Raw genomic sequence first — 23909 nt, 5'->3', positions numbered from 1 at the left:
GTCCTTCCGCGCAGCCCGGGCAACTGTGGATCAGAAGTCGTAGTCGCCCACGTTTGAGGCGTCCACGGCAAGGGCCGCGTCGCCTGCGAAGACGTTGTCGTAGCCGTCGAGCTTCACCAGCGACTCGTATCCGGGGATGCCGAGGTCGGTGCCCTCTTCGATCGTTCCGCCGTCGACCAGGATCTGGGCGATGGCCAGCTGTGCCTTGCCTGCCAGCGCCGGGTCCCAGAAGAAGATCTTGTCGATCGCGCCCGAGTCGAGGTAGCTGCTGGACACGGACGGAATCGATGTGCCCATGACACACGTGGTGTCAGACTTTCCCGCCTCTTCGACCGCGCGCGCGATGCCGACCACGTCGGTGCCCGCCGACCCCTGGAAGCCCTTGATGTCCGGGTACTTGGCGAGCAGTTCCTTCGCCTTGTTGTACGCGACCTCTTCGTTCTCCTCTGACTCGATGGGGTCCTCGAGAAGTGTCATGTTCGGGAAGTTGGCGGTCTGATTCTCCTGCGCACCTGCCACCCATTCACTGTGCGAGCCGTTGGTCAAGCGCCCGACGAACTGCACGTAACCGCCCTCTTCTTCCATGCACTCGGCGAGGTTGTCCATGATCTGGACGCCGTATGCGCCGTTCTCGAAGCCTTCGATGTCGATGTCGACGTTCTCGATGCCCGGGGCCTCGTGCGCGACGACGACGACGCCAGCATCACGCGCGTCTGCGAGGACGCTGCTGAGGCCCGCTACGTCGTTCGGCACGACGGTGATCGCTGCGGGATCCTGAGCGATCAGGTTCTGGATGATGTCGACCTGGCCCTCGTTGGTCGCCTCGGAGGGGCCCTCCTGGCGTGCGTCCAGGCCACTCTCCTCGGCCCATTCGTTCACGCCGACTTCCATGCGGTCGAACCAGCCGATTCCTGTCGCCTTGACGACGGTGACGTACGCGCCTTCTGCGCCGGTTCCCCCATCGGACCCGCCGTCTCCCGAATCGCTACCGGCGGTGGTTCCACAACCTGCGAGAGCCAGAACAGCGGCTCCTGCGACAACTGCGAAAGCAGGACTCTTACGCTTCATGTTCACTCCTTCGTGACGGCCCGGGGCCATAGCTGTGTGTCTCCGAGCGCGCGGGTTTTTCAAAAACCTAACGCGGGTTCGCGCATTCGTCAATCGATAACGCGCAATCCATGCGCGATATCGCGCACGAAATGTGTGCACAAGTGCGCATAACGCGCGATATACTCGTGCGAAGTCGTTGAAAGGACGTCGCAATGTCGCGTCAGGCTCGCATCGTCGAGTTGCTCGTCGAGCAGGGGTTCCAGACGGTCACGTCGCTGTCGGATGTCTTCGGCGTCACGCGTTCGACCATCCGCCGAGACTTGCAGCAGCTGGAAGACCGAGATCTCCTGCAGCGCACGCATGGCGGTGCGATTCCCGTGCGGCAGACCGATACGCCCATCGATCTCAAGGGTGCCCTCCACCGACGCGAGAAGGTGGCGATCGGGCGGGCGATGGCCGATCGCATCCTCGATGGGCAGACGGTTCTTCTCGACAGTGGAACGACGACGCTCGAGGTGGCGCGCCATCTCTCGAGCTCACGGATCACCGTCGTGACCAACGATCTCAAGATCGGTATGGTCGTCGCGGAACGGCAGAGCGCGCACCTCATCTTCATCGGAGGGGAGCTCCTACCCAACGACATATCGATGTGGGGCCCGACGTCAGTGCAGCAGGTGCAGAATCTTCGTGTGAACGTGGCGATCTTCGGTTCTGACACCGTCATGGAGGACGGGCTGTACAACACGTCCAGTTACGAAATCGAATTGAAGCGGTCGATGCTCTCAGTCGCCACGGAGGCGTTCTTCGTCGCCGACAGTTCGAAATTCGGCCGCGAAGGCGTCTTCAAGTGCTTCGACCTGGAGCCCTTCACTGCTGGCATCACCGACTCGCGGCTGGATCCGATGCGTGCGGCACGTTTTCCTGTTCCGCTGATACGCGCGGAGATCTGACCGCCCCCACGCCTAACGCCGCAGCACGCGCTGGGCGAGCCAGTTGCCGAAGATCTGCCCCACCTGCACGATCACGATGATGATCGCGACCGTCACCCAGGTCGCCTGCTGATCGAACTGGTTGTAGCCGTAGATGATCGCGAAGTTGCCGAGTCCGCCGCCGCCGATGTATCCGGCCATGGCCGACATGTCGACCACCGCGATGAACATGAACGTGTACCCGAGGATCAGCGGCGCGAGCGCCTCGGGGATCACGACGCCGAACAGGATCGACAGCCGCTTCGCGCCGATCGCGAGCGCAGCCTCGACGACGCCGGGATCGACGGCCACGAGGTTCTGCTCGACCACGCGCCCGATCACGACCGCGGCCATGATCGTCATCGGCACGATCGCGGCCTCGGTACCCAGCGTCGTCCCGGCGACGAGCTTCGTGACCGGCCCGACGGCGGTGAGGAAGATGATGAACGGGATCGGCCGGATGACGTTGATCACGAGGTTCATCACGTTGAAGACGATCCGGTTGCCGAACAGGTTGCCCGGCCGCGTCGCGTAGAGCACCGCGCCGATCAGCAGCCCGGCGACCCCGCCGATCACGAGCGTGACCGCGACCATGTACACGGTCTCCTGGATCGACTGCAGCAGCACCGGCGTCAGCGAATCCCAGTTCGCGAGCGGCTGGATGCCGGTCATGAGACGCCCTCCGATCCGGATGCGGCGACCTGCGACCCCGTGCCGCGCAGCACGGAGACCTTCGTGCGTGCCGAGAGCTCCCCCACGGCTTCTGCGACAGCATCCGCCCCCGCCTGCAGCCGGTACGTGAGAGTTCCGAGCTGCCGCCCGCGGATGTCAGTGACGCCGCCGAAGACGACCGCCCGCCGCACGCCGTGCTTCTCGAACACCTCGTCGATGTCCTCGCTGGTGAACTCGTTGACGTCGACGCTGACAAGCGTGCCACCGCCGATGAGCAGGGATTCCAGGGTGGCGCCCGTCGGCACGCCCTGCGTGACGGCGGCGACGAAGCGCTCGGTGAGCTCCGCACGCGGATGCGCGAACACGCGGTACGTGTCACCGCTGTCGACCACGCGTCCGCCGTCCATCACGACGACCTGATCGCACAGCTCGTGCACGACCGAGATCTGGTGTGTGATGACGACGATCGTGATGCCCAGTCGGCGGTTGATCTCCTTGAGCAGCGCCAGCACCTCGCCGGTGGTCTGCGGATCGAGCGCGCTGGTCGCCTCATCCGCGAGCAGCAGCTCCGGGTTGGCCGCGATCGCGCGGGCGATGCCGACCCGCTGCTTCTGCCCGCCCGAGAGCGCCCGCGGATACCGGCCGGCCTTGTCGCCGATGCCGACGAAATCGAGCAGTTCGGCGACGCGGGGCGCGATGTCCTCCCGCTTCCAGCCCGCGACCTTCAGCGGATACGCGACGTTGCCGCGCACCGTGCGCGAATTGAAGAGGTTGAACTGCTGGAAGATCATGCCGATGCGTGAGCGCAGACCGCGCAACTCGGTCTCGGACGCGCTGCCGACATCGACGCCGAGCACGTTGACGGTGCCGCCGGTCGGCTTCTCCAGCCCGTTGATCAGCCGGACCAGCGTCGACTTGCCCGCACCGGAGTATCCGATGACGCCGACGATGGAGCCCCGCTCGACATCGAGATCGACCTCTTCCAGGGCATCGACGACGGGCCCCCGCCGCGTTCCAGGGAACGCTTTGGAGGCCCGATCGAACGAGATGATTCCGGTCACTGCTGTGCGCGCAACGTGTCTTCGAGGCCGGTGAGCTCCTTCTGGAGGTCGGCGGCGGTCCAGTCGCCCTTGAACTGCAGGTTGCCCTGGTTCAACTCGGTGACGGCCTCTTCGACCTCGGGCGAGTGGTACGCCTCGATGAGCTTCTCCCAGCGCGGGTCGTCCTTGTTCTCGTCCTTGACGACGAACGCGTTGATGTACGGCGCGAGCTCGGGGTTGTCGAGGTCTTCCTTGAAGATGATCAGGTCGTCGCCGAGCCCGCCCTTCTGCGCCTGGGTGTTGTTGACGATCGCGGCCTGGGCGCTGCCGTCCTTGAGGGCGGTGACCGTCTGGTTCGAGTCGACCGGCAGGATCTCGATCTTCTGGGAGGTGATGTCGGCCTCGGTCGAGAAGGCGTCGCCGCCGTCCTTCAGCTCGAGCAGTTCTGCGCGCTGCAGGTTCAGCAGGGCGCGGGCGAGGTTGGTGGGGTTGTTCGGGAGCGCGACGGTCGCGCCCTCGGGGATCTCCTCGACGCTCTTGTACTGCTCGGAGTACAGCGCGAGCGGGTACACGGCGGTCGCGCCGACCGGCACGAGCGTGCCGCCGCTGTTGACGTTGAAATCGGAGAGGAAGATCAGGTGCTGGAACAGATTGACGTCGAGCTCGCCGTCCTGCACGCCCTGGTTGAGCTGCACGGCATCGGTGATGGTGCGCACCTCGAGCTCGATGCCCTCTTCGGCGAGCTTGTCCTTCAGGATCGTCCAGTGCTGCTCGGTGCCGTCATCCGCACCCAGCACGATCTTGGTCTCGTCGGCCGCACCGTCCGCGGAGTCGCCGCCGGTACCGCCGCCCCCCGCGCCCGCTGCCATCGACAGTGTCAGCGCGCCGGCTGCCAGCACGCCGAGGGCGGAAAGGATCTTGTTCTTCGCACGGGAGTTGTTCACGAGAATGAGTGAATCACGCACCCCGCGCATCACCGATTCGGACGGTAACGGCGCGTAACGCGCGGGCTCCGCCGCATACGCTGAGGTCGTGACCCTCAGTCAGCTCGAGCAGGAGACGCTCGACTTCGTGCGCGATCTCATCCGCATCGACAGCGTGAACACCGGCGACCTCGCGACGATCGGCGACGGCGAGACCAGGGCGGCGCGCTTCGTGCAGGCGAGGCTGGAAGAGGCGGGGATCGAGACGACGTTCGTCGAGCCCGTTCCCGGTCGAGGCAGTGTGATCGCCCGCCTTCGCGGGTCGGATCCGGATGCCGGTGCGCTGATCGTGCACGCGCACCTCGATGTGGTGCCGGTGGATGCTGCGGACTGGACCCACCCTCCGTTCGGCGCCGAGATCGCAGACGGCCTGCTCTACGGCCGCGGCGCCGTCGACATGAAGAACTACGCGGGAGTGATCCTGGCGGTGGCGCGGCACTTCGCGCGTTCCGGCATCCGCCCGCGACGCGATCTGATCTTCGCCTTCCTCGCCGACGAGGAGAGCGGCGGCGTGTGGGGCGCCTCGTGGCTGGTCGACAACCGTGCGGAGCTGTTCGCCGGTGCGACCGAGGCGATCAGCGAGGTGGGCGGCTTCTCGGTGCCGCTCGTGGAAGGGCGCAGGGCGTATCTGCTCGCGACGGCCGAGAAGGGCGTCGGCGGACTCAGGCTCACGGCGCGCGGGGAGGCAGGGCACGCATCGCGGCCGTTGCCGAGCGACCCTGTACCGCAGCTCGCGGGCGCGGTCGCGCGGATCGGCGCGCATCGATTCCCCGTCGTGCGCACTCCGGCGCTGGCCCGATTCCTCTCCGTCGTCGGCGAGGCGCGGGGCACGGTCTTCACCGACGAGAACCTGGATGCCGAGCTGGAGCAGCTCGGATTCGTCGGCCGGGTCATCGCCGCCGCCGCACGGAACACGGCGGCGCCGACCGTGCTGCGCGCCGGCGACAAGAGCAACATCATCCCCGGCAGCGCCGAGGCCGTCGTCGACTATCGGGCGCTGCCCGGCGGGGAGGATGAGCTGCTCGCCGAGGTCTCTCGCCTCGCCGGTGACACCGTAGAGGTCGAGCGCCTGCGGTCGATGCATCCGATCGCGTCGCCCATCGACGGCCCGTTCGTCGATACGGTATCCGCCGCCCTCACCGCGGAGGACCCGGACGGCGTCGTCGTGCCCTACCTGCTGCCGGCGTCCACCGACAACAAGCACTTCGCCCGCCTCGGTGTGCACGGGTACGGATTCGTGCCGCTGCGCGTGCCGGACGACTTCGATGTCTACGGGCAGTTCCACTCGGCGGACGAGTGCGTGCCGGTGGAGAGTCTGTACTTCAGCGCCCGCGTCACGGCGGCGATCCTCCGGGCGGCGTAGCGCGAACCGTTGCCCCGCACCTCGACGCGTCGATACGTTGAAGGCATGAGCACAGCCGAGGCAACGGAATCCCGCTCGACATCGTCCGCGATCCTCGGCGTCGCCCGCCGGATCCCGGCGACGCTCGCATTCATCGCGGTGATCCTCGTCGTCGGCATCGCGGGGCAGGGGCTGTGGCGACCGCTCGCCGGCACCGACCTGTTCGACGCCGTCGCCTACGGACTGCCCGCGCTCGAGCAGGGCCGGTGGTGGACGCCGATCACCGGTACGTTCTTCGTGATCCAGCCGTGGGTGTACATCCCCACGATCCTCGGATTCTGGGGCATGGCCTACCTCGAGCATCGCCGCGGCTGGCGGGTCGCACTGCTCTACTACTGGATCGGCCAGCTGTTCGCGATCCTCGGGTCCGCACTGCTGCTGACCGGCGGGCGCGCACTGCCGTGGCCGTGGGCGCAGCAGCTGGCGCAGACGCTCGACGTCGGCGCCTCCGGCGGCACGATGGCGTGCATCGCCGCGGCGATCGGACTCTTCGCCGCGCCGTGGCGGCAACGGGCATGGTTCGTCGTGCTCGGATTCGCAGCGATCAGCCTGCTCTACCTCGGCACCCTCGCCGACGTCGAGCACGCCCTGGCCATCCTGCTCGTGCTGTCGGTCGATCGATCCCTGCGGGTGCAGCGCACGACTGTGCACGAGCAGCGGATGCTCGCCGTGAACATCGTCGTCGCGCTCGGCATCGTGCAGCTCATCGTGATGCTCCTCCCGACGAACGGTCCGTTCGGCACGACCGATCTCTGGCTCGAGACCGCCCTGCCCGACGTGCTGTTCGACACCGCCGTGATCCTCGTGATCGCGGCGGGGCTGTGGCGCGGTCGCCGCTGGGCCTGGATCATCGCGATCATCCTCGCGGCGATCAACATCATCGTCGGCGGTCTCGCCATCCTGCTGCACGTGCTGCTCCTGGTGGTGGACGACGGTTCAATCGACGACGTCCAGGGCGACCTCGACGTCACGGTCTCCGCCGGGATCCTCTGGTTCGCCTATCTCGTCTTCCTCATCGTCACCCGTGCGGCCTTCCGCGTGTGGCGGCGCCCCCGCAGCCTCGGCGGCGATCAGGTGAGCGTCGACGACGTGAAGCAGACCATCCGGGACAACGGCGGCGGCACGCTGTCGTGGATGACCACGTGGGACAACATGGAGTACCTGCGCACGTCGTCGGGCGGGATCGTGCCGTTCCAGCTGCGCTCCGGTGCGGCGATCGCGCTCGCCGACCCGCTCGGCCCGCCCGAAGGGCATGCGGATGCGGTGCGCGAGTTCATCGACGCGGCCGAGGCGCACGCCGTCACGCCATGCTTCTTCAGCGCATCCGCGCGCACACGCGAACTTCTTCCCGATGGGTGGCAGGCGCTCACCGTCGCTGACGACACGATCATCGACCTCGCCGGTCTCACCTTCCAGGGCAAGGCCTGGGCGCGGGTGCGTCAGTCGTTCAGCCGCGCCGAGCGCGAAGGGATGACCTTCCGCCTGACCACGCTCGCCGAGGTCAGCTGGGGCACGCGGCAGCAGCTCAGGGCGATCTCGGAGTCGTGGGTGGGCGACAAGGGTCTGCCGGAGATGCGTTTCACGCTCGGAACCCTGCACGAGGCGGAGGACCCTGAAGTGCGGCTCGCCCTCGCGATCTCGCCGGAGGGCGACGTCGACGGGCTGCTCAGCTGGCTCCCGGTCTACGGCGCCGGCGGGCGGATCATCGGATGGACCCTCGACCTCATGCGTCGTCGCGACGGCGGTTTCGGCGCGGTGATGGAGTTCCTGATCGGCTCGTCAGCGAAGGCGTTCTCCGAGGAGGGCGCCGAGATCCTCTCGCTGTCCGGCGCACCGCTCGCGCACGAGTCACCGGTGGACGAGGGCGCCATCGCATCGCTGCTGTCGCGGATGGGCGGGATGCTGGAGCCGGTCTACGGATTCCGCTCGCTGCACCAGTTCAAGAAGAAGTTCAATCCCCGCTACGAGCCGATCTACCTGCTGTACCGCGACGAAGGCGACCTCGCGCGCATCGGCAGCGGTCTGACCAGGGCGTTCCTGCCCGACGCGACCCTGCGTCAGCTCACGGCCGCCGGTGTGGATCTGATCCGCAGCTGAACTCGCACCGGGCGCGGCGGCCACGCGGCCCGGGGCGATTCAGGCGCCTTCGCGTCCCAGCATCCGGTCGGAGTTGTCGGCGACCCAGGCGACCAGCGGCAGCATGCGTTCCATGAGGTCGACGCCGAGCGGCGTCAGGCTGTACTCGACGTGCGGGGGGACGGCCGGGAAGGACTCGCGATGCACGAGCCCGTCGCTCGCGAGGGTGCGCAGCGTCGAGGCGAGCATCTTCTCGCTGATGCCGTCGACCTCACGGCGCAGCTCTCCCCAGCGGCGCGTGCCGTCGGACAGGCTGGACAGCACGAGCACTCCCCACTTGCTCATGATGTGATCGAGAACGACTCTCGTGCTGCAGCCGTCTTCGAAGACGTTCGGAATGGATTCCTTTATCTGCGCAAAACTGACGTTCATGTGGGTACCTTACTTCAAAGTGGGTACCCTCGGATCGGAATGTCATGAGCCGTGACGGGTTGTCATCGGAGACCGCTCCTCGAAAGGAATCCCATGACCATTCTCATCACCGGTGCGACCGGACAGCTCGGCCACCTCACGATCGACAGCCTGCTCGCGCGCGGCGCCGACCCGCAGACGATCATCGCCGGCGCCCGTGACGTCTCGAAGGCCGCGGATCTCGCCGATCGCGGCATCCGCGTCGTGGCGCTGGATTACGACGACACGGCATCCGTCAGCGCGGCGCTCGACGGCGTCGACTCGGTGCTGCTCATCTCGGGCTCCGAGGTCGGCCGCCGCGTACCGCAGCACAAGGCCGTCATCGACGCGGCCAAGGCGGCCGGGGTCAGCAAGCTCGTCTACACGAGCGCCCCGAAGGCCACGACAAGCGACCTGATCCTCGCCCCGGAGCACAAGGCGACCGAGGAACTGATCGCCGCATCCGGCGTCCCCTCCGTGATCCTGCGCAACAACTGGTACACGGAGAACTACGCCGGAAGCGCGGCGCAGGCCGCCGAGACCGGTGTGCTCGCGGCGAGCGTCGGCGAGGGCAAGGTCGCGTCTGCGAGCCGGCGCGACTTCGCGGATGCCGCGGCCGTCGTGCTGCTCGAAGACGGCCACATCGGCGAGGTGTACGAACTCGCCGGCGATGCCGCCTGGGACTTCTCTGAACTGGCCGCAGCGATCGGGGAGGTCGCCGGACGCCCGGTCGAGTATCGGGCGCTGTCCACCGACGAGCACACAGCGCAGCTCGCTGCAGCCGGCCTCGACGAGGGCACGATCGGCTTCGTGACGGGCCTGGATGCCGGCATCCGCGGCGGCGCGCTCGGCGACACCGACGGCACGCTCGCGCGCCTCATCGGGCGGCCGACGACTCCGCTCGTCGAGGGCCTGCGCGCCGCCGTCTGAGGCGCACGCCGACTCACGGCTGACCGTTCAGGTTGCACTTTCTGTCGTCATGCGCGCGCTGTTCCGACGAAAAGTGCGACCTGAACGCGTTGGTCAGTAACTCAACGCTCGACGAGGATGCCGTCCTCGTCGCTGTATAGGTGAGCTCCCACCCGGAACAGCACTCCCCCGAACGACACGTCGACGTCGACCTCACCGGCGCCGAGCTTCGCACTCTTGCGCGGATTGGTGCCGAGAGCCTTCACGCCGAGATCCAAGCCGTTGATCGCGACGCTGTCGCGGATCGCGCCGTTGATGACGACGCCGGCCCAGCCGTTCTCCACCGCGGATGCTGCGATCAGGTCGCCCATCAGCGCGGTATTCAACGAGCCGAGCCCGTTGACCACGAGCACCGCCCCGTCGCCGGGGGCCGCGAGCATCGTCTTCACGAGCGCGTTGTCCTCATGGCAGCGGATCGTGCGGATCGGACCGTCGAATGCCGCTCTGCGACCGAAGCTGCGCAGCTGCAGCGGGAGCGACTGGAGCGCTTCTCCGAACTCGTCGTACAGGTCTGCGGTGGCTTTGGTCATGGCGTCATTGTGGCATGTCGGCGTTTTCTTCGAGGTGGATGGAATACCCCCTGGGGGTACTCTGTTATGGTTGTGGAACGCCGGCGAACGGCATCCGATCGAAGGGAACAGAGATGAACACCACCGAGTACAAGGTCACCGGAATGACGTGCGGTCACTGCGAGATGTCCGTGCGCGAAGAGGTCAGCCAGATCGCGGGAGTCGAGGACATCCAGGTCAGCGCGCAGAGCGGCACGCTCGTCGTCACCACCACCGAGACGCTCGACGACGCCGAGGTGCTCGCCGCCGTCGGCGAAGCGGGCTACTCAGCCGTCCGCGCCTGAACGCCTGAACGTCTGTCACGAGAGGAGTCTGCGATGAGTGTGTCCGGATCGAGTGTCGAGTTGGAGATCGGCGGCATGACGTGCGCCTCGTGCGCGATGCGCATCGAGAAGAAGCTCAACAAGCTCGACGGCGTCGCCGCGACGGTCAACTACGCCACGGAGAAGGCGAAGGTGACCGTGCCTGCCGGATACGAGACCGCACAGCTCATCGCCGAGGTCGAGAAGGCCGGATACACCGCCGCGGTGCCGGCGCCCAAGAACGCGAAGACGACCGAGGCGACGGATGCCGATCCCGAGCTCACTTCGCTGCGCCAGCGTCTGATCATCTCGATCATCCTCACGGTGCCGGTCATCGCGATGGCGATGATCCCCGCACTGCAGTTCACATACTGGCAGTGGGCGTCGCTGGCGCTCGCTGCACCCGTGATCGTGTGGGGCGCATGGCCGTTCCACAAGGCCGCCTGGACCAACCTGCGCCACGGCGCGGCCACCATGGACACGCTCATCTCGATGGGCACTCTGGCCGCGTTCCTGTGGTCGCTGTACGCGCTGTTCCTCGGCTCGGCGGGCATGCCGGGCATGACGCACCCGTTCGAGTTCACGCTGTCGCGTTCGGACGGCACGGCGAACATCTACCTCGAGGTCGGCGCCGGGGTGACGATGTTCATCCTCGCCGGTCGCTACTTCGAGAAGCGCTCGAAGCGTCAGGCTGGCGCGGCCATGCGGGCGCTCCTCGAGCTCGGGGCGAAGGACGTCTCGGTGCTGCGCGACGGCGTCGAGACCCTCATCCCGGTGGACGATCTGCAGGTCGGCGACGAGTTCATCGTGCGTCCGGGCGAGAAGATCGCCACCGACGGCGTCGTCGTCTCGGGCACGTCTGCGGTCGACGCCTCCATGCTCACCGGTGAATCGGTGCCCGTCGAGGTCGGGCCGACGGATGCGGTCACCGGGGCGACCGTCAACGCCGGAGGGCGGTTGGTGGTGCGCGCCACGCGCGTCGGCACCGACACCCAGCTCGCGCAGATGGCGCAGCTGGTCGAGGACGCGCAGACCGGCAAGGCAGAGGTGCAGCGTCTCGCCGACCGCATCTCCGGCGTCTTCGTACCGATCGTCATCGGCATCGCCGTGGTCACGCTGGCCGGATGGCTGATCGCCGGGTTCCCGGCCGCTGCGGCGTTCACCGCCGCCGTCGCCGTGCTGGTGATCGCCTGCCCGTGCGCACTCGGCCTCGCCACACCCACCGCGTTGCTGGTGGGCACGGGCCGCGGCGCGCAGATGGGCATCCTCATCAAGGGCCCAGAGGTGCTCGAGTCGACCCGCAAGGTCGACACGGTCGTGCTCGACAAGACCGGCACCGTCACCACGGGGCGGATGGCTCTCGTCGACATCGTCCCGGAGCCGGGGACGGATGCTGATGAGCTGCTGCGCCTTGCCGGAGCGCTGGAGGATGCGTCAGAGCATCCGATCGCCCAGGCCATCGCGAAGGCCGCGACCGCGCGTGTCGGCGCTGCACAGGTCGGCGCGCTCCCGAGTGTCGAGAGCTTCGCGAACCTCGAGGGCAGGGGCGTGCAGGGCGTCGTCGACGGGCACAGCGTGATCGTGGGACGGGAATCGCTGCTCGCTGACTGGGGCGTCGCGCTCTCACCGGCCGTCGCCGAGGCGAAGGCCGCGGCCGAGAACGACGGGCAAACGGTCGTGGCCGTCGCGTGGGACGGCGCCGCCCGCGGCATCCTCATCGTCGCCGACACGGTCAAGCCGACCAGCGCCGAGGCGATCGCGCAGCTGAAGAAGCTCGGTCTGCACCCCATCCTGCTCACCGGCGACAACGAGGCTGTCGCCCGGCGGATCGCTGCCGAGGTCGGTATAGACGAGGTCATCGCCGAGGTGCTCCCGAAGGACAAGGTCGACGTCGTGGCACGGCTTCAGCGCGAAGGCAAGGTCGTCGCGATGGTCGGCGACGGCGTCAACGACGCACCCGCGCTGGTGCAGGCCGACCTCGGCCTCGCGATGGGCACGGGCACAGACGTCGCGATCGAAGCATCCGACATCGCCCTCGTCCGCGGTGATCTGCGCAGCGCCGCCGACGCGATCCGCCTGTCGCGCAAGACGCTCGGCACCATCAAGTCGAACCTGTTCTGGGCCTTCGCCTACAACGTCGCCGCGATCCCGGTCGCCGCGCTCGGGATGCTGAACCCGATGCTCGCGGGTGCGGCCATGGCACTGTCGAGCGTGTTCGTCGTCGGCAACAGTCTGCGGCTGCGGGCGTTCCGATGATCCGCCTCCAAGCACGTCGGGTGATGCGTGTCAAGGCGGAAGACGACGCGGCGCGGAGTTCGTAGAGTCGGCGGAAGTGCGGTACCCGAGCCGCACGACATGGAGTGGCCATGGGTGCGATCGACGAGCATACGACCGAGCTTCTGCTGGACGGACGCTACCGGCTGGGGCCCTGCCTCGGTCGGGGCGGGATGGCCGCGGTGTACCGCGCCGAGGACACGATCCTCGGGCGCACCGTGGCCATCAAGCTGCTCGGCACCGCGGACGAGGCGTCAACCGATGATCGGGTGCACGGCGAGACCACGGTTCTCGCGTCTCTGAACCACCCCTCTCTCGTCACGCTCTACGACGCGAGGCTCGACCCCGGACATGCCCGCTACCTCGCGATCGAGTACGTCGACGGGCCCACGCTCGCGTCACGGCTCTCGCAGGGACCGCTCTCCGGTTCGGAGGCGGCCGCTCTCGCCCGCGATCTCTCGGAGGCGCTGCAGGTCGTGCACGACGCGGGCATCATCCATCGGGACATCAAGCCCTCGAACGTGATGCTGGCGCGCACGTCCCGGCGTGGATCAGGGTGGACCGCGAAGCTCATGGACTTCGGGATCGCGTACAACGTCTCCGATGCGCGGGCGACATCACCGGGCGTCGTCATCGGCACGGCCGCGTACATGGCGCCCGAGCAGGTCAGCGGGGCCGACCTCACCCCCGCGGTGGACATCTACTCGCTGGGGCTCGTGCTCATCGAAGCGCTGACAGGCGAGCCCGCGTTCCCTGTGATGGGCAAGGTGCCGACGGCCCTCCGCCGACTCTCTGAGGCTCCGGAGATACCCGCTTCGATCGGGCCGCGCTGGCGAGCGCTCCTCACGCGCATGACGCGCGTCGCACCCGAGGAGCGCCCCTCAGCACGGGAGGTGTCGCAGGCGGCCGTGGTTCTCGGCGACGGCCCGCCGCTCGAGCAGCCAGCGCACCAGCCGCTTCCGCCCGCCCTCACCCCGATCGTGTCGGATAATCAGCCCACCGGACCGACCAAGGAGATCACCGTTCCCGCTGAGCCGTCGTCACCAGCCCCGCCCCACCGCGCGCGGAGACTACGCAGGGCGGCACTGGCGACCATGGCTGTCGCCGCGGCGGCGATGATCGCCATCGCCGGGTTCTCGACCTTCGCGCTCGCACCCGACTCCGCAGGGCGCGTCGCCTCACGGATGTCCGCCGACGAGATCTTCACGCCGCCCACCGAGACCGTCGAGCCCACGGAGTCGGACCAGACGGGCACGGAGTCCGAGCCCGAAATCGTTGATGACCCCGTCGAAGATGTGGGCGATGACGAGCAGAAGTCGAACCCCAACAAGGGCCCGGGCAACAACTCCGGCGACCGGAAGGATGACAAGGACGACGAGAAGAGCAAGTGACCTGGTTCCGAGCGGCCGTGCCGCGGGATGCCCTCCTGGTCACGCTCGCCTAGCTCGTGCGCGCCGCCCTGCTGGCCCACAGCATCCCGCGCTCGACGATCGTGCGCACGTTCGGATCCTCGAGCACGTCGACGCTGTGACCAGGAGTCGCCACGAAGATGCGGCCGGCGCCCCACTGCCGGGTCCACACCGCGGGTGACCTCACGGGCCGATGCCACGGGTGATACGACTGAACCGGGTGGGTCGTGGTCGCAAGAACGTCGATGAGGTCATCGTGCAGCACCCAGTACTGCTCGGTCGTCAGCGAGAAGTCCGAGATGCCCGCGGTGATCTCGTGCTCGCGTCCGAGCTCGGTCATGTCGACCGTGTACGACAGGTAGTTGTCGGTCTCGTCGCCGGGGCGCTCTGCCGGCGGTCGCCCTGGATGCGTGGCGAACTGCCCGCCGACGAGGTGCAGGTACTCGGAGTTCGCGCGGTACGAGTCGGCGATACCGCCGTGCCAACCGGCCAGCCCTGTCCCCGCCTCGACGGCGGAGCGGAGCCCGGCGAACGCCTCCTTAGAGATCTCCGACATCGTCACGGACTGCACGATGAGGTCGGTCGCGGCCATCACCTCGGCATCCGCGTAGATCTCGTTGGACTCCTCGACGCGCACGTCGAATCCCGACTCCTCGAGGAAGGGGAGGAACAGTTCCGTCGTCTCGACGGGGTGGTGCCCCTCCCAGCCTCCGCGGACGACGAGTGCACGTCGATCGGTCATGAAGTCTTTCCTTTCGCTGCCGCCGTTGAGAATGCCAAGATCTACCACCGATCCGGGGACGAACCGGCCGGGACGGATTCGGGTCGCTCGGCCGTGCTCGTGAGCTCCACCACGCGACGCTCGCGTCCGGCCGACAGCACCGCCTCCATGATCTCGAGCACGTGGAAGGCGAGCGCGCCGGTGGCCCTGTGCGGGCGCCCGGTCTCGATCGCCTGGGCCATGTCGGCAAGACCCGCACCACGCCCTGTGTCGGCATAACCGCCGGAGACGGGTGCGACTCTCCACTCGGGGGCATCCTGGGTCCAGACCTCGGTCGCGTCGTCGAACCCGTTCGGGTCGGCGACCGAGATCGTTCCCGCCGTTCCGTAGATCTCGATCATCGGCACCCGCGTCTGCCAGATGTCGAAGCTCATCGTGACGGTCGAACTGACGCCGCTCTCGTGGAACAGGATGGCCGAGATGTGCGTGTCGATCGACACTTCGAGCGGAGTGCCCTGCAACGGACCGCTGCCTATCGACCGACGGCGATCCGACGTGCTCACGGATCCGGCGACCGAGACGACCGGTCCGAACATCGTGACCAGCGTCGTCAGGTAGTACGGACCCATGTCGAAGAGCGGTCCCCCGCCGGGCTGGTAGTAGAACTGAGGCGACGGATGCCACGACTCGTGCCCCGGCGACGACCAGTGCGCGGATGCGCCAACCGGCGCCCCGATCGTGCCGGCGTCGAGAAGGTTCCGCGCCGTCTGCACGCCGGTGCCGAGCACGGTGTCCGGTGCCGAACCGACACGGAGGCCGGCTGCATCGGCCGCACGCAGCAGTTCAGCGGCCTCGGCGACGTTGAGGCCGAGCGGCTTCTCAGCGAACACGTGCTTGCCGGCAGCGATCGCGCGCAGCCCGACCTCCACGTGAGCCGCGGGGATCGTCAGGTTCAGCACGGCGTCGATGCGATCGTCCGCAAGAAGGTCGTCGACGCTGAGCGCCTCGACGTTCTGTTCGATCGCGACGGCGTCCGCGCGCTCCGCGTTGACATCCGCGACCGCCACGAGCTCGAGGTTCGACAGCTTCGGGATCTGAGCGAAGTACTGCTCGGCGATCTTGCCGACGCCGATGACGCCGATCCTCATCGGAGTGGTCATGGATGTTCCTTCAGTTCGGCGGCGACCGCCGTCCTTCATCTCGCGGCGGTCGTGCCCGCGACGACGAGCGACGTCGTGAGGTTCATGTGGAGGCCATGCAGGTCGCCGATGAACCGATTTGTTGTCGGCTCCGACAATGCATGACGTGACCACTGTACCGAACTTCGAACGGCGGGGGCGGGTTCAGCCGGACTCGCCGATCACGGCAGATCGGCCAGGTCCACATCCTCGTCGTCTTCGTCAGCGTCTTCCTCAGCGTCATCCTCCGAGTCGTCGGACGTCTCTGCACTCGGACCGAGGTCGGGGTCGACGTCCTGACCGGGCAGCACGCCGTCCTCGTCGGGCATGGTGCCTTCTTCGTCGGGCAGCGAATCGGACATGGTGTTCTCCGTTCTGGTCGTAATCAGGTGCCACCAGACTCGCGCTGCCCGTGGATTTCGCCATCCCCGTTGACACGCGGGCTCGCGCCGTGGGTCACGTCCGCGCTCACCAGGAGTCGGAGACCCCCGCACGATCAGCGGCTCCGGTCACCGCGCGCAAGAACGCGACTTGTTCGATCATCGCTTGACGCGCCTGCGGCGTGTCCAGTGCCAGTTGATACTCATGTCCGACCGTGTCGGGCGTCGAGTCCGCATCGAAGAACAGCGTGGTCACGTCGACCCCGACCGCGGTCAGCGCCTCGGCCCATTCCTCGTTCTGTCCGAGCAGCGGATCGGCCGGCCCTGTCGAGACGAACGTCGGCGGGTAGTCGCCGTCGACGTACTGCGGCAGCGCGGTGTACAGGAACCTCTCGTCATCGAGGAACGACTTCGTGCCGGAGTACGACCACATCACCGTGCGCATGAAGAACCCGAAGAGTTCATTGTCGTAGTCGACCGTCGTCACGTCGTACGGGCCGCTGAACAGGACTGTGCCCACCAATTGCTCCGGCTCGATCGCAGCGGGAAGACCTGCGGCTTCCGCATAATCGGGCTGTGCGATCGCCATCGCCGCCTGCGCGGCGATGTGCGCGCCCGCGGAGTCGCCTGCGAGCACGATCCGATCCTGATCGACGTGGAACTCCTCCGCGTGAGCGATGACATGAGCCATCGCGCTGTCGACCTGCTCGATCGGACCGGGGTAGACCGCTTCGGGTGCGTGCGTGTACTCGACGTTCACCACCGCGAACCCGTGAGAGGCCAGAACCTGAAGGTAGTTGCGCAGCGCTTCCTTCTCGCCGGCTATGAACGACCCGCCGTGCACCCAGAAGATGGTGGGCAGCGCGTCCTCGGTGTCGTCGGGGCGGAAGACATCGACTCGCCCCTCAGCAGAGCTCGCGTCGTACACGACGTCGAGATCTGCACGGATGTCGTCCGGCACGTACCGCCCCGCTGCTTCGGCGTTCGCCAAGCCCCCGGGGTCAGGAGCTGAACGCAGCAGCCATACGCTCGGCCAGGGACTCGCATTCCAGAAGATCAGCGCGGCGACGAGGAGCGCGATGAGACCGCCTACGATCCAGGCGAGGACCCGCCACGCGCGCTTCACTGCTTCGATCCTTCCATCGCAGAGAAGCCTCTCACGGCACGATCCGCTCCTGAGCGATCCGCCCGAGCCATGTGAGGGACGCCTTGGGTGTGCGCACGAATGTCTCGCGGTCGACCGCGATCAATCCGAACGTGGGTTCCCAGTTGCCCCACTCGAAGTTGTCGAGCAGGCTCCAGTGCAGGTAACCCCGCACGTCCACGCCGTCCGCGAGTGCGGTCATCACCGAGCGCAGTGCGCCGGTCGTGTAGGCGATGCGCTGGTCGTCGTCCTTCGTGGAGATGCCGTTCTCGGTCACGAGAACCGGCACGTCGGGAAGCACGTCCGCTGTGTGCCTGATCGCTTCGCCGATCGCCTCCGGGTAGTACTCCCAGCCCGTCGTCGTGCGCGGCACGTCGGGTGCGGGCTCCACCTTGCCCTCGGGTCCGAAGACGGTTCGGGTGTACGCCTGGACACCGATCACGTCGTCGCCTGCGGCGGCGCGTAGCCACACATCCTCGATCGCCTCCCGATAGGCATCCGCGCGCTCCTCACCACCGGGAATCGCCTGCACGGTCTGATTCGCCACCGACCAGCCGACCTGTAGACCAGAATGCTGCGCCCGCAGTTGCGCGCGTGCATCGTGATGAACAGCGATGAGCGCATCGCGGACGCCCTCGTGCGGCAGCGGAAGCCCGCCCCCGAGCCCTGTCGCCAGGCCCGCCTCCCCGCGAATCACCCGATGCATGATGGCGACCATGTTCGGCTCGTTGATCGTGATCGCCGTGTCGACTCCTTCGTCGAGCACCGGGGCCACTCGCTCGAGATAGGCGCCGAATCTCGCCGAGGCATCCGGGCGCAGCCAGCTTCCGCCGAGCGTGAACCACGCCGGATTCGTGAAGTGATGCAGGGTGACGATCGGTTGCACGCCGCGCTCACGGGCCCCGGCGACCATGCGGCGGTAGTGGTCGATGGCATCCGTGTCGAACTCGCCTTCGGCAGGTTCGATCCGCGCCCACTCCACGCTGAAACGGTACGCCTGCAGACCTGCATCCGCGAGCAGATCCAGGTCCTGCTCCCAGCGGTTCCAGCTGTCGCAGGCCTTTCCGCTCGCCTGCAGCGTGTCGGGGCGACGCTGTTCGAACATCCACCAGTCGCTGGTGGTGTTGTCGCCCTCGATCTGGTGGGCGGCGGTCGATGCCCCGACGATGAACTCGTCGGGAAGTGCGGATGCTGTCAAGAGAAGACCTCCGATGATCGATAGAAGTTCGCGAACCCGAGAGCGCTCCAGCGCGCGGTCTGCGCACGAGTCGCGGTGAGCACCTCATCGAGGTCGACATCGACGGCACCCCATGCGCGTTGAGCCACGAAGCCGAGCCGCGGGAGCAGCAGCAAAGCGGCGTCGTCGAAGTCACTCACGGTCTCGCACCACAGCGCCGCTTCGATGCCGGCGACCGCGATGCCAGACTCGTGCACATCCCGCTGGGCGAGGGGGTCCCACCGCAGCACATCGGTCGACGGCGTCGCCGGATAGCCGTCGTTGCCGACGGGCACGAAGCGCTCATTCTGCGCCTGGTCGAGTCCGGGTTCGGACGGACGACGATCGAGATACAGCGGGTCGCTCGACGAGACGATCGTCGCGACTCCGGACGACGCGATGCGCGCCGGATCGTCGACGGCCTCGGCGAACAGCACAGCGGCCGTATCGACGAGGGAGTGATACTCCTCCGGGACACGCGACTTCATGGCGTCGGCGTCGAATCGATCGCGGTCGGCGATCCACAGCTGCGCCAGGTCGCGCGGGTCGAAGGCGTCGGCGCGGATGGCCTCCTGCCAACCGATCACGCGGCGTCCACGCGAACGCACTTCGGAGACCGCCGCCCGCAGGAATGCTGTGAAGCTCTCGTGCGGTGCGCCGAACGCCTCATCACCGCCGAGGTGGAGGTACGGAGCGTCGAAGTGGGCCGTGAGCACGTCGAGCGCATCGCGGATGAGATCGGCGACTCCCGGGGCATCCCATTCGAGGTAGCGCACCATCGGATGGAAACCGGTCGTCACCGCGACGGTGCCGTCGGCCTCGACGGAGCCCGCAACGTGCCCTGGGACGTCGACCTCCGGGATCATCGTGATCTGGCGCTCTCGCGCGTAGGCCACGAGCCGATCGAGGTCGGCAGCACTGTAGTGCTCAGCATCCGGTGTCAGTGCGGCACGGCCGGGCACGGCGAAGCGCCAGGCCTGCGAGTCGGTGAGGTGGATATGCAGCACGTTCAGCTTGTGCAACGCGAGAAGGTCGATGATCCGTTCGACCTCCTCGACGCAGAACCACCGTCTCACCACGTCGAGAGAGAGCCCTCGCCATGGGAAACGCGGGTGGTCGAGCACGTCGATCGAAGGCAGCTCGTCATCGACGATGGCTGCCAGCACGGTGAGGAGTCCGCGGAACAGCGCCTCCTGACCCGCCCCCGAAACGACGAGTCGTCCGTCGAGGGGCCTGATCCGGTATGCCTCGGATACTCCGGACCGCCCGTCCGGACGCGGGTCGGCACCCACAGGTGCCGGGGCGTCGACGACTTCGACGCGAAGGACGACGTCCGGGTCGTCAGCATCCGAGACGATCCGGATTCCGAGTCCACGCAGTGCGAGATCCGCGATGGCGGCGAGGTCGAAGGACGCACCGTCGACCCGAACCGAGCGGTCGTGCAGGGCGCGCAGCACGGGGCCTTGGACCATCGACTGCGGAAGCGGAAGTATGGCGCTCATCGCACGCTCACCCCGCCGAACTCGCGTTCGAACGCTTCTCGGCGAAGGCGCTGTCGTTCGGGGTCGACGACGGGCGCGGCCAGCAGCAGCTTGCGGGTGTACGCCTGTTCCGGGTTCTCGGTCACCTGCACAGTCTCGCCCTGCTCCACGATCTCGCCGCGATGGATCACAGCGACCCGATGACTCATGTGCCGCACGACCGTGAGGTCGTGCGAGATGAAGAGGTACGCAACGCCGGTCGACTCCTGGATCTCTGTGAGCAGTTCGAGAACGCGCTCCTGGGTGGTCAGATCGAGCGCCGACACGGGCTCGTCGCAGATGATCAGCTTCGGCGAGAGCGCCAATGCACGAGCGATGGCGACGCGCTGCCGCTGGCCGCCGGAGAACTCTCGCGGGATGCGGTCGGCCGCGCCGCGGGGAAGACGCACACGGTCCAACAGCTCCGCGATCCTCGCACTCGCCTCCCGCCGCCCAGTGCCCTGCGCCAGAAGCGGCTCGATCAGTGTGTCGCCGACCGTCATCGACGGATTCAGCGAGGTGTACGGATCCTGGAAGACGACTTGAAGGCCACGGGAGAGCCTGCGACGTCTGGCCCGCGACGCCTTCTCCAGGTGCTGCCCCTCGAACACGATCGAACCGGAGTCGACGGGAACGAGACCGAGGACGGCGCGGCCGATCGTCGTCTTCCCCGAGCCCGACTCGCCCACGAGCCCGAGGGTCTCGCCAGGACGGATGCGCAGAGACACGTCCTTCAGCACGGTGTTGCGCGGCGCTCTGATCCCCCGTCCGGGGAAGGATACCCGCAGGTCGGAGACCTCGAGGATGGCTGTCATGAGTTCTCCTTGGTGTCGGCCTCGGGCGCTCGCCATGGTGCGCGCACCACGGCCTCATCAGGGACGGCAGCGATCAGCTGTCTCGTGTAGTCCTCTTCCGGTGCAGTGAGCACCTGCGCGACGTCGCCGCGTTCGACGATGCGTCCTTCGCTCATCACTGCGACGCGGTCGCAGAGATCGGCGACGACACCGAGATTGTGCGTGACGATGAGAACTCCCACTCCACGTTCATCACGGAGCCGACGCAGGATGCCGAGCACCTCTGCCTGCACGGTGACGTCGAGCGCCGTCGTCGGCTCATCGGCGATGATCAGGTCGGGATCAGTGGAGAGCGCACCGGCGATGAGCACGCGCTGCGCCATGCCCCCGGAGATCTCGTGCGGATACGACGCGAACACGCGCTCCGGGTCGGCGATCTCGACATCGGCAAGGAGGGCGAGGACACGCGCCCTGGCCTGCGCCTTACTCATCCGACGCCCGAGTCTCAGCGGCTCGGTGAGCTGCGCACCGATCGTGAACGAGGGGTCGAGGTTGCTCATCGGCTCCTGAGGAACGTAGCCGAGTGCGCGTCGGTGACCTGCAGCTATGGGGCCCTCCGCATCGACCACCTCTTCTCCCTTGATGAGCACGCTGCCCGCGGCGATGTAGCCGCCGTCAGGGATGATGCCGAGGACGGAGAACGCCGTCTGGCTCTTGCCCGATCCCGATTCACCGACCAGCCCGACGATCTGGCCGGGATCGACATCGAGATCGATGCCGTGCACGACCTCGGCATCCGCCCCTGCGGGCTGACGGTACGCGACCTTGAGTCCACGGATCGACAGCAGGGCGCCGCGTCCGTTCGCATCGATACGCGCTCGCTCGCCCTGCCGCACCGCTGCCTGAGCGCGACGATCCCGTGCACGCACGACGCGATTGTCTCCGCTGCGATCATCGAGCGCGTCACGGATGCCCGCCGCGAGCAGCACGAGCGCCGCGCTGGTGAGTCCGAGCGCGAGGCCGGGCCAGAGCAGCAGCAGTGGTGCACGGTTGAAGCTCGTGAACGCCTCATTGAGCATGGCGCCCCACGTAGGGGTGTTCCCGCTCCCGATGCCGATGAACTCGAGGCCGGCCTGCATACCGATCGCAAGACCGGCGACCAGCGCGATCTGGATGATGACGGGGGCGCGCACCACGGTGAGCACGTGGCGGCTGATGATGCGCCAGTCGGCGAGGCCAGCGACCCGGGCAGCGTCCACGTAGAGCTCATTGCGCACCGCGGCGACAGCGCCGCGGACGAGGCGGAAGAACGAGGGTGCGACCAGGAAGCCGAGCACGATCATCAGCGCCCACACTGTGGGGCCGAGGACCGACCTCGAGGCGAGAAGCACGATCATCGCCGGCAGCGACATCACGAAGTTGGTGACCCAACTCGATGCCGAGTCGAACCAGCGACCGTAGTAGCCGGCGATCAGGCCGGACGGCACTCCGATCACCAGTGCCACGGCCAACGCGATCACCGCACCACCGAGCGTGTTCTGGCCGCCGTAGAGGAGGCGGCTGAGCACGTCGCGCCCCGCCGAATCGAAACCGAGCCAGTTGCCCGGTGCCGGCCCCTGCAGCGCGTTCTTCGGGATCGCGTCGTCTGGTCCGAACGGCGCGATCAACGGAGCGAGCAGGACGGCCAGGACGATCAGCGCCAGCACGATCGCGGCGACGAGCGCGAGGGGTCGAGAGACGATCGCTCGCAGGATGCCCGGAGACTTCGTCTCCGCCGCCTCGATGGGATCGGCCTCTTCGAGAGGGAGCACAGCTTGCTGGGTCATGAGATCCTCGCCTTCGGCAGGAGCCAGCCGATGCCGAGGTCGACGAGCAGGTTGATGAGGACGACGCCGACTGCGGACAGCATGACCAGGCCCATGATGATCGGGATGGCCCCGCGACTGGTGTACTGAATCGTCATGGAGCCGATGCCGGGCAGTCCGAAGATCTGCTCGACGATGACGGCACCGCCCAAGAGCCCGACGAACTGCATGCCAAGCACGGTCAGGGCCGGAGCTGAGGCATTGCGCAGCACGTGCCGGAACAACAGGCGACGACGGGGCAATCCGCGCGTCGCGAGCGTGCGGATGTAATCGGAACGCGCGACCTCGATGACCGAGGAGCGCACCTGCTGAGCGATACCGGCGATCGCGGAGATCGAGAGTGCGATGACGGGAAGCGTGATCGTCGAGAGCCAACCAGGCACCGAATCGGTGATCGGGATGTACCCGATCGCGGGGAACCAGCGCAGTTGCACCGCGAACACGATGACGATGATGATCGTGACGAGGAAGCCGGGCAGGGCGTAGCCCGCGACGCTGAAGATCTGGACGAAGCGATCGACCGCCCCTCGGCGGACCGCGGCCCAGACGCCGAGCAGATAGCCGATGACCGCGGTGAGCACGGTCACGCCGATCATCAGGCTGAGCGTGACCGGCAGCCGGTTGCCGATCGCGACCGCGACGTACTCGCTGGAGAACCAAGATCGGCCGAAGTCGCCTTGGACGGCGCTGATCAGCCAGTCGAAGTAGCGCGCGAGGATCGGCTGATCCAGACCCAACGACGCGTTCTTGGCGTCGATGGCGGCCTGGTCGGCTTTGATGCCGAGGAGCTGGCGGCCGACGTCCTGGTTGGCCATCGACAGCAGCAGGAAGGTGACGAGGGAGGTCACGAACAGCAGGACGACGCTGGCGCCCAGTCGTCGCGCGAGGAATGCGAGCATGAGAGTTCCTGTGGTGCGGTGGGACCGG

General features: G+C 67.3%; 22 protein-coding genes. 7 read left to right on the top strand and 15 right to left on the bottom strand.

What is annotated here, in order from left to right:
• Positions 1-30: 30 nt before the first annotated feature.
• Positions 31-1068, bottom strand: coding sequence for a substrate-binding domain-containing protein (locus ACNPNP_RS00445; RefSeq protein WP_448964104.1), 1038 nt, complete (start codon positions 1066-1068; stop codon positions 31-33).
• Positions 1069-1262: 194 nt separating this feature from the next.
• On the opposite strand from ACNPNP_RS00445, the gene ACNPNP_RS00440 reads away from it, so the two are divergent.
• Positions 1263-2000 carry a DeoR/GlpR family DNA-binding transcription regulator gene (locus ACNPNP_RS00440; protein ID WP_366233457.1) on the top strand — a complete coding sequence of 246 codons (738 nt, stop codon included), beginning with the start codon at positions 1263-1265 and terminating at the stop codon, positions 1998-2000.
• 12 nt (positions 2001-2012) lie between these two features.
• Here ACNPNP_RS00440 and ACNPNP_RS00435 read toward each other — a convergent pair whose 3' ends face one another.
• From ACNPNP_RS00435 to ACNPNP_RS00425, 3 genes are read right to left on the bottom strand one after another with little or no spacing between them, the layout of a single operon-like run.
• Entirely contained in the window at positions 2013-2690 is a 678-nt protein-coding gene (locus tag ACNPNP_RS00435) for a methionine ABC transporter permease (RefSeq protein WP_448964103.1), read from the bottom strand.
• Entirely contained in the window at positions 2687-3751 is a 1065-nt protein-coding gene (locus ACNPNP_RS00430; RefSeq protein WP_448964102.1) for a methionine ABC transporter ATP-binding protein, read from the bottom strand. Before ACNPNP_RS00430 ends, ACNPNP_RS00435 begins: the two co-directional genes overlap by 4 nt.
• Positions 3748-4674: a MetQ/NlpA family ABC transporter substrate-binding protein gene (locus ACNPNP_RS00425; protein ID WP_448964101.1), complete on the bottom strand. Its 927-nt coding sequence runs from the start codon at positions 4672-4674 to the stop codon at positions 3748-3750. Before ACNPNP_RS00425 ends, ACNPNP_RS00430 begins: the two co-directional genes overlap by 4 nt.
• A gap of 88 nt (positions 4675-4762) precedes the next feature.
• Between ACNPNP_RS00425 and ACNPNP_RS00420 the strand changes: the two genes are divergently transcribed.
• Positions 4763-6076 (top strand): M20/M25/M40 family metallo-hydrolase, encoded by a 1314-nt coding sequence (locus ACNPNP_RS00420; RefSeq protein WP_448964100.1) that lies wholly within the window; start codon positions 4763-4765, stop codon positions 6074-6076.
• Between the two features lie 45 nt (positions 6077-6121).
• Positions 6122-8212 (top strand): bifunctional lysylphosphatidylglycerol flippase/synthetase MprF, encoded by a 2091-nt coding sequence (locus ACNPNP_RS00415; RefSeq protein ID WP_448964099.1) that lies wholly within the window; start codon positions 6122-6124, stop codon positions 8210-8212.
• A 39-nt stretch (positions 8213-8251) separates the two neighbouring features.
• On the opposite strand, the gene ACNPNP_RS00410 is transcribed toward ACNPNP_RS00415, so the two are convergent.
• Positions 8252-8623, bottom strand: coding sequence for a winged helix-turn-helix transcriptional regulator (locus ACNPNP_RS00410; protein ID WP_366232689.1), 372 nt, complete (start codon positions 8621-8623; stop codon positions 8252-8254).
• 93 nt (positions 8624-8716) lie between these two features.
• On the opposite strand from ACNPNP_RS00410, the gene ACNPNP_RS00405 reads away from it, so the two are divergent.
• Positions 8717-9571, top strand: a complete 855-nt coding sequence (locus tag ACNPNP_RS00405; RefSeq protein ID WP_448964098.1) for an SDR family oxidoreductase — start codon at positions 8717-8719, stop codon at positions 9569-9571.
• 101 nt (positions 9572-9672) lie between these two features.
• Here ACNPNP_RS00405 and rraA read toward each other — a convergent pair whose 3' ends face one another.
• The gene (rraA, locus tag ACNPNP_RS00400; protein WP_448964097.1) at positions 9673-10140 is read right to left on the bottom strand and encodes a ribonuclease E activity regulator RraA; all 468 of its coding nucleotides are present in this window, start codon (positions 10138-10140) and stop codon (positions 9673-9675) included.
• 113 nt (positions 10141-10253) lie between these two features.
• Here rraA and ACNPNP_RS00395 point away from each other — a divergent pair, with 113 nt between their 5' ends.
• The 3 genes from ACNPNP_RS00395 (at position 10254) to ACNPNP_RS00385 (ending at position 14146) form a co-directional block, all read left to right on the top strand.
• Complete coding sequence (locus ACNPNP_RS00395) at positions 10254-10463, top strand: heavy-metal-associated domain-containing protein (protein WP_033105053.1); 210 nt, start codon at positions 10254-10256, stop codon at positions 10461-10463.
• 33 nt (positions 10464-10496) lie between these two features.
• Complete coding sequence (locus ACNPNP_RS00390) at positions 10497-12737, top strand: heavy metal translocating P-type ATPase (protein WP_448964096.1); 2241 nt, start codon at positions 10497-10499, stop codon at positions 12735-12737.
• Positions 12738-12847: 110 nt separating this feature from the next.
• Positions 12848-14146 carry a serine/threonine-protein kinase gene (locus ACNPNP_RS00385; RefSeq protein ID WP_448964095.1) on the top strand — a complete coding sequence of 433 codons (1299 nt, stop codon included), beginning with the start codon at positions 12848-12850 and terminating at the stop codon, positions 14144-14146.
• 49 nt (positions 14147-14195) lie between these two features.
• Here ACNPNP_RS00385 and ACNPNP_RS00380 read toward each other — a convergent pair whose 3' ends face one another.
• The 9 genes from ACNPNP_RS00380 to ACNPNP_RS00340 form a co-directional block, all read right to left on the bottom strand.
• A complete protein-coding gene (locus ACNPNP_RS00380; protein ID WP_448964094.1) occupies positions 14196-14906 on the bottom strand; it encodes a ThuA domain-containing protein in 711 nt (236 codons plus the stop codon).
• A gap of 41 nt (positions 14907-14947) precedes the next feature.
• Positions 14948-16045, bottom strand: coding sequence for a Gfo/Idh/MocA family protein (locus ACNPNP_RS00375; protein WP_448964093.1), 1098 nt, complete (start codon positions 16043-16045; stop codon positions 14948-14950).
• 200 nt (positions 16046-16245) lie between these two features.
• Entirely contained in the window at positions 16246-16425 is a 180-nt protein-coding gene (locus ACNPNP_RS00370; protein ID WP_448964092.1) for a hypothetical protein, read from the bottom strand.
• A gap of 106 nt (positions 16426-16531) precedes the next feature.
• Positions 16532-17569 carry an alpha/beta hydrolase gene (locus tag ACNPNP_RS00365; protein ID WP_448964091.1) on the bottom strand — a complete coding sequence of 346 codons (1038 nt, stop codon included), beginning with the start codon at positions 17567-17569 and terminating at the stop codon, positions 16532-16534.
• 31 nt (positions 17570-17600) lie between these two features.
• Positions 17601-18785, bottom strand: a complete 1185-nt coding sequence (locus ACNPNP_RS00360) for a glycoside hydrolase family 1 protein (RefSeq protein ID WP_448964090.1) — start codon at positions 18783-18785, stop codon at positions 17601-17603.
• A complete protein-coding gene (locus ACNPNP_RS00355; RefSeq protein WP_448964089.1) occupies positions 18782-20305 on the bottom strand; it encodes a family 20 glycosylhydrolase in 1524 nt (507 codons plus the stop codon). Before ACNPNP_RS00355 ends, ACNPNP_RS00360 begins: the two co-directional genes overlap by 4 nt.
• Complete coding sequence (locus ACNPNP_RS00350; protein ID WP_448964088.1) at positions 20302-21138, bottom strand: ABC transporter ATP-binding protein; 837 nt, start codon at positions 21136-21138, stop codon at positions 20302-20304. The genes ACNPNP_RS00355 and ACNPNP_RS00350 overlap by 4 nt, the downstream gene beginning before the upstream one ends.
• Positions 21135-22943: a dipeptide/oligopeptide/nickel ABC transporter permease/ATP-binding protein gene (locus ACNPNP_RS00345; protein ID WP_448964087.1), complete on the bottom strand. Its 1809-nt coding sequence runs from the start codon at positions 22941-22943 to the stop codon at positions 21135-21137. The genes ACNPNP_RS00350 and ACNPNP_RS00345 overlap by 4 nt, the downstream gene beginning before the upstream one ends.
• A partial coding sequence (locus ACNPNP_RS00340; RefSeq protein WP_448964086.1) for an ABC transporter permease occupies positions 22940-23909 on the bottom strand: 970 nt, incomplete at its 5' end. The genes ACNPNP_RS00345 and ACNPNP_RS00340, both read right to left, overlap by 4 nt.

It is taken from the genome of Microbacterium xerophyticum, assembly GCF_053543555.1.
Note: the sequence above shows the minus strand (reverse complement) of the source record. Positions and strands in the feature narration are given on the sequence as shown.